4 protein-coding genes are annotated in these 6,739 nt (G+C 32.3%); 2 read left to right on the top strand and 2 right to left on the bottom strand.

Translation table 11 applies throughout. From position 1 onward, the window contains the following. Positions 1 to 848: SPFH domain-containing protein (locus B3J44_RS17115; RefSeq protein ID WP_286969897.1), on the bottom strand; the 848-nt coding region annotated here is incomplete at its 3' end. 134 nt (positions 849 to 982) lie between these two features. Next, positions 983 to 2,488, bottom strand: a complete 1,506-nt coding sequence (gene gltX, locus B3J44_RS17110; RefSeq protein WP_286969895.1) for a glutamate--tRNA ligase — start codon at positions 2,486 to 2,488, stop codon at positions 983 to 985. 163 nt (positions 2,489 to 2,651) lie between these two features. Between gltX and B3J44_RS17105 the strand changes: the two genes are divergently transcribed. Together B3J44_RS17105 and ybeY are read left to right on the top strand one after the other, a co-directional pair. Beyond that, entirely contained in the window at positions 2,652 to 6,053 is a 3,402-nt protein-coding gene (locus tag B3J44_RS17105) for a hypothetical protein (protein ID WP_286969892.1), read from the top strand. Beyond that, positions 6,050 to 6,469, top strand: coding sequence for an rRNA maturation RNase YbeY (ybeY, locus tag B3J44_RS17100; RefSeq protein WP_179003067.1), 420 nt, complete (start codon positions 6,050 to 6,052; stop codon positions 6,467 to 6,469). The genes B3J44_RS17105 and ybeY overlap by 4 nt, the downstream gene beginning before the upstream one ends. Positions 6,470 to 6,739: the final 270 nt, after the last annotated feature.

Genomic DNA, 6,739 nt, shown 5'->3' with positions numbered 1-6,739 from the left:
TTATTTAGCATATCGCTTCCAGCTTGTGGAGAATTTGGAAGAAGAATTAAGTTTGAGTTTGTATCAGAACCTATCGATTGTAAAGTATCATAATGCTGAGTAACTACAATTAAAGCAGAAGCTTCTTGAGAATTAATTCCAACATTGTTCAAAACTTCAACACTTTCTACAAGACCTCTTGCAATTTCACGACGTTGGTCTGCAATACCTTGACCTTGTAAACGTTTGCTTTCTGCTTCAGCTTTTGCTTTTGCAACGATTCTAATTCTTGAACTTTCAGCTTCAAATTCTGCAGCAGTTTTTTCTCTATCAGCAGCGTTGATTCTGTTCATTGCATTTTTTACCTGAATGTCTGGATCAATATCAGTAACCAAAGTATTGATGATATCATATCCGTAAGTAGACATTGCTTCGTTCAATTCACGTTTTACTGCAACCGCAATATCATCTTTTCTTTCAAAAACATCATCCAATTTTAGTTTTGGAACTTCTGCACGAACTACGTCAAAAACATAAGAAGTAATTTGATCGTGTGGATATTCTAATTTGTAAAATGCTTCATACACTTTATCTTGAATCACTTTGAACTGAACTGAAACTTTCATTTTAATGAAAACGTTGTCTCTAGTTTTAGTTTCGATGATAACATCTAGTTGCTGAATTTTAAGATTTACTCTTCCGGCCAATCTATCAACCATTGGAATTTTAAGTTGCAATCCTGAATTTCTAACACTTTGGAATTTTCCAAAACGTTCGATAATTACAGAAGATTGTTGTTTCACAGTAAAGAACGACGACATGAAAATGAAGAATGCCAATACTAAAAAGATAATAAATGCTGTACTCATGGTTATTTAGTTTAATTTATGAATTTCGGTAAATTACGAAAATTCTTCTAAAAAGGAATTATCAAACATTAAAAAAACGCTAAGAACATTTTTAAGATGTTACTTAGCGTTTCTATTTTTAAATGAAATTTTAATTATAAAGTTTCAATCGCTTTTTGAATTCTAGAAATAGTTTCTTCTTTTCCAATGATTTCAACAATGTCAAATAGGTGAGGACCTTTAAGTGCTCCGACCAAACTTAGACGGAAAGGTTGCATAACTTTACCCATTCCGATTTCGTTTTTAGTTAACCAATCTTTCACGATTGCTTCGATATTTGCAGAAGTAAAATCTTCGATATTTTCTAAAACAGAAATCAGTTCCTGCATTAAAGTTGGAGTTTCTTCTTTCCAATTTTTGCTTGCTTTCTCATCATAAGATGTTGGCGCTTGGAAAAAGAAATCAGTTAAATCCCAAAATTCAGAAACAAAGTTTGCTCTTTCTTTAATAAGCGAAACAATACGAGTTGTCACTTCGAGCGGAGTCGAGAAGCCTTTTTCTTCTAAAATAGGAGAGAAGATTTTTGCTAAATCAGCATCATTTTGTTTTACTAAATATTGGTGGTTGAACCATTTGTTTTTCTCTGGATCAAATTTTGCTCCAGCTTTGTGAACTCTATTCAAGTCAAAAGATTGAGCTAATTCTTCTAGAGAAAATAATTCTTTATCAGTTCCATCATTCCATCCCAATAAAGCAAGGAAGTTTACAACCGCGTCTGGAAAAAATCCTTTTTCTCTATAACCAGATGAAACACCTTCTTCAGTTTTCCATTCTAATGGAAATACTGGGAATCCCATTTTGTCTCCATCTCTTTTTGATAATTTACCATTTCCAATTGGTTTTAAAATCAAAGGTAAATGAGCAAATTCTGGAGCTTCCCAACCAAATGCTTTGTATAATAAAACGTGAAGTGGCATAGAAGGCAACCATTCTTCTCCACGAATTACATGTGAAGTTTCCATCAAATGATCATCAACAATATTTGCTAAATGATACGTTGGCATTCCGTCACTTTTGAAAAGAACTTTATCATCCAAAAGATTAGTTTCAAACTTCACATCTCCACGAATGATGTCTTTCAAATGTAATGTTTCATCAACCGGAGTTTTAAAACGGATTACATAATGTTCTCCATTTGCAATTCTTTTAGCAACTTCATCAGCAGAAATTACCAAAGATGTATCTAATTTTTCACGATTGGTATGATTGTAAATAAATGTTTTTCCTTCAGCTTCTTGTTCTTTTCTCAAAGCATCTAAAGATTCTGAAGTATCAAAAGCATAATATGCCCAACCAGAATTGATCAACTGATCTGCATATTGCTGATATAAATCTTTACGTTCGCTTTGTCTGTACGGACCAAATTTTTCATTTTTTCCAACCGTTTCTTCAGGAGCAATTCCTAACCATTCAAGAGCTTCCATAATGTAAGCCTCTGCACCTGGAACAAAACGAGTCTGATCTGTATCTTCAATTCTCAGATAAAAAACACCGTTATGTTTCTTTGCAAATAAATAATTAAATAGGGCAGTACGAACTCCGCCAATATGTAATGGTCCAGTCGGACTTGGTGCAAAACGCACACGAACTTGCTTTGACATTTGTTTAAAATTTTGTTGCAAAGATACGTTTTATGATTTTAGATTTCAGAATGTTGATTTTAGATTTTTAATCTTAGAACCTTAGCCTCTTAGTAACTTAGAATCTTAAAAAGGTATTATTATAATTACTACTTTTATAGGTTATAATTAAAACAGATTTATTTTGAAAACATCATCTGCAATATATCAAAAGTTAGAAGCTTTCATTAAGAAATATTATACCAACGAATTGATAAAAGGGATCTTACTTTTTACTGGTTTTGGTTTATTATATTTTTTGTTTACGCTTTTTGTGGAGTACTTTCTTTGGTTGAAACCTTTGGGAAGAACTTTTCTATTTTGGTTATTTGTGGGAGTTGAAGTTTTCCTTTTAGTTCGTTTAATTCTTTTTCCTTTGTTCAAGTTGTTCAAACTTCAGAAGGGAATAGATTATACTCAAGCTTCTAAAATTATTGGAAATCATTTTACAGAAGTGAGCGATAAGTTGACTAACTTTTTGCAATTGTCTTCTGAAAATAATTCAGAAAGTTCAGAATTGGTTCTAGCTTCAATTGAGCAAAAAGCAAATTCATTGCAACCAATTCCTTTTGGAAATGCGATCAATTTTAAAGCAAATAAAAAATATTTGCCATTGGCTTTAGTTCCAATTTTGCTTTTTGCAGTGTTTTATATTTCTGGAAATAGTAATGTAATTTCTCAAAGTTTGAATAGAGTAGTGCATTTTAATTCTGCATTTTTGCCACCAGCTCCTTTCAAGTTTGTGGTTTTGAATTCGAATTTACAGGCAGAGCAAAACAAAGATTTTGTGATCAAAATGGAATCTGTTGGAAACGTAGTTCCTGAGAATGTTATGATTCATATTGGTGACGAAAGTTATTTTATGGAATCTTCTCAACCTGGAAAGTTTGAATTTAAAGTGGAGAAACCAGCTGAGAATATTCAATTTTCTTTTGAAGGAAATTCAGTTGTTTCAGAGGAATATGAATTGAAAGTAATCACAGTTCCATCAATTGCAAACTTCGAAATGGTTTTGAATTTTCCATCTTATTTAAAGAAAAAATCAGAGACAATTCAGGGTACAGGAAACGCAATTGTACCTGAAGGAACAACTGTAACTTGGAAAATGAATACCAAATCTACACAAGAAGTTGAGTGGAAAAGAGATAATGAAGTATTTAAGTTCAATAAGGTTGAAAATGACTTTAAATTGAGTAAAAATATTAGTCAAAATACAGAATATCAAATTCTTACGTCTAACGATAAGGTTAAAAACTACGAAAAACTTGATTACCAGCTCTCTGTTATTAAAGACCAGTTTCCAACTATCAATGTTGGTCCTGCACCTGATAGTTTGAAGCTAGATAAGAACTATATTCTAGGAAGATTGGGTGATGATTATGGACTTTCAAAATTACAAATTGTGTATTACGAACGTAACAAACCACAATCTGCTAAGCGTGGAAACATTCCTGTGAAGGCTGGAGTATTTGATCAATTCGTTTTTAATTTCCCAAGTAACCTTCCTGTAGAAGAGGGTGTTTCATACGAGTACTATTTTGAAGTTTTTGATAACGATGCACCACACGGATTTAAGTCTACAAAGTCTTCTACATTTTCAGATCGTGTAGCTACAACAGATGAAATTCAGGATCAGGAATTACAACAGCAAAATCAAAACATTAATAGTTTATCTAAATCTTTGAAGAACCAAACGAAGCAGATTTCAGAAATGGATAAGCTTCAGAATACAGGAAAAGAGAAAGATAATTTAGAGTTTAAAGATCAGCAGAAGATCAATGATTTTATCAAGCGTCAGAAACAACAAGACGAAATGATGAAACAGTTTTCTGAGAAAATGAATCAGAATTTAGATAAGTTTAAAGACGATAAGAAAGATAAAACTGCTGATGATTTGCAAAAGCGTTTAGATAATGCACAGAAAGATTTAGAAAAGAATCAGAAATTATTAGATGAATTGAAGAACTTAAACGATAAATTAAATAGTGAAGAACTGTTTGATAAGATGGAAAAGTTCAAACAAATTAGTAAAAACCAATCTCGTAATCTAGAACAATTGGTTGAGTTAACCAAACGTTTTTATGTTTCAAAGAAAGCAGAACAGGTTGCTGAGAAATTAAATAAACTGTCAGAACAACAGGAACAGTTATCAAATAAAGAGAAAGAAAATATTAAAGAAAAACAGGATGAAATCAATAAATCTTTTGATAAGATTCAGGAAGATTTAAAAGATTTGAAAGAGGAAAACAAGACCTTAAAGAAACCTTTGGATATTCCATCTGATGCTTCAAAAGAAAAAGATGTAGATAGTGATCTTAATAAAGCTTCTGAAGAATTGAGTAAAAAGAATACTTCTGGAGCTAAACCAAAACAGAAAAGTGCTGCAAAGAAAATGAAGTCTATGGCTCAAGAAATGCAGAGCGAAATGGAAGGTGGAGAACAAGAACAATTGGAAGAAGATGTAGCAATACTTCGTCAGATTCTTGATAATCTTTTAGCTTATTCTTTGTCGCAAGAAGATGTGATGAAACAGTTTAAAGCAATGAAATTGGGTTCTTCTACATTTACAAAAAACATTAAGATTCAGCAGAATTTGAAACAGCAGTTCAGACATGTTGATGACAGTTTGTTTGCACTTTCATTACGTAATCCGAAAGTAGCAGAAGATGTTACTAAAGAAATTGGAAATGTTCAATACAACATGGACAAGGCGATTGAAACTTTAACTGATGTACAGATTCCAAGAGGAGTTTCACACCAACAATATGCAGTTTCATCAGCCAATAAGTTAGCCGATTTTTTAAGTGATTTATTGAATAACATGCAGATGTCAATGTCTAAACCGGGAGCGGGGAAACCTAAACCTGGAGATGGACAAGGAATGCAGTTGCCAGATATTATTCAGAAACAAAAAGGACTTGCTGATAAGATGAAAGAAGGTATGAAACCTGGACAGCAATCTGGAGATAAACCTGGAGAAGGTAAAGATGGAAAGTCTGGTGAGGGACAAAATGGTCAAGGAAAAGACGGGCAGGGTAAAGAAGGACAAGGTAACAAAAGTGGAGATAAAGGTTCTTCGGGTAAAGATGGTAAGAACGGAAAAGGAGAGAAGAACGGTAATGAAGGAGAAGATGGAGAAGGAGATGCGGAAGCTATAATGGAGATTTACAAAGAGCAAGTTAAACTTCGTGAAGCATTACAAAAAGAGTTAGCAAAGAAAGGTTTAGACTCTCAAGGTAAATCTGTAATAGACCAAATGAAACAATCTGAAAAGCAGATTTTAAATAAAGGTTTTAAGAATGAGAACTTACAACGTATATTAAATATTCAGCAAGAATTATGGAAATTGAATAACGCAGTTCAGCAACAAGGTCAAGATACACAAAGACAATCTGAAACTAATAAGGCTGAATTTACTAATCGTTCTAATGCTTTGCCAAGTTCACTATTGGAATATTTAAACAGTGTAGAGATATTAAACAGACAATCACTACCTTTGCGCTCGAATTTTAATCAAAAAGTTCAAGAATACTTTAATACAAAATGATAAATTTTAATTACGAAACAGATTTTACTTTGGGAGACGAGCAGGCTTTTAGTGACTGGCTTAGTGCTGTAATTGTTTCTGAAAACAAGAACGAAGGAGAAATCAATTATATATTTTGTGATGATGAGTATCTTCATAAAATCAATGTAGAATATTTAGATCACGACACTTTAACTGATATAATTAGTTTTGATTATTCAGTTGGTAACGAGTTAAATGGAGATATTTTTGTTTCTGTAGAGCGCGTTGCAGATAACGCAAAAGACTTTAATGTTTCATTTGCTGAAGAACTTAAACGAGTGTTATCTCATGGTATACTACATTACTGTGGATACAAAGATAAGTCAGACGAAGAAGCTCAATTAATGAGACAAAAGGAAGAAGAGAAAATGAAGATGTTTCACGTGGAACAGTAGTTAAACTTCTTTAGAATAATGAATATATGTTCCACGTGAAACGTTTTAGATTTTAAATTTTTATAGCGTTCCACGTGAAACATATCTGAAGAAAATAAAAGAATTTTACAACGTTCCACGTGGAACGTTAAAGTAAGGAATTTAAATAAAAGATTAAATCGTTCCACGTGGAACGATTTTTTAAATTTGAATTTAAAAGAAAAAGAATAGGATGTTTCACGTGGAACATGATTTTAAAATGGTCTTTAAAGTTTAGAATGGAAGTTTAGA

This window comes from Flavobacterium sp. UBA4854, from assembly GCF_002399805.1.
Lineage (GTDB): Bacteria > Bacteroidota > Bacteroidia > Flavobacteriales > Flavobacteriaceae > Flavobacterium > Flavobacterium ginsengisoli.
The sequence above is the reverse complement of the archived record's forward strand: the minus strand, read 5'-3'. Positions and strand labels throughout refer to the sequence as shown.

Bases quoted from the DNA above. Each gene is read 5' to 3' on its own strand.
- gltX (WP_286969895.1), bottom strand. From the start codon at position 2,488: ATGTCAAAGCAAGTTCGTGTGCGTTTTGCACCAAGTCCGACTGGACCA.
- ybeY (WP_179003067.1), top strand. From the start codon at position 6,050: ATGATAAATTTTAATTACGAAACAGATTTTACTTTGGGAGACGAGCAG.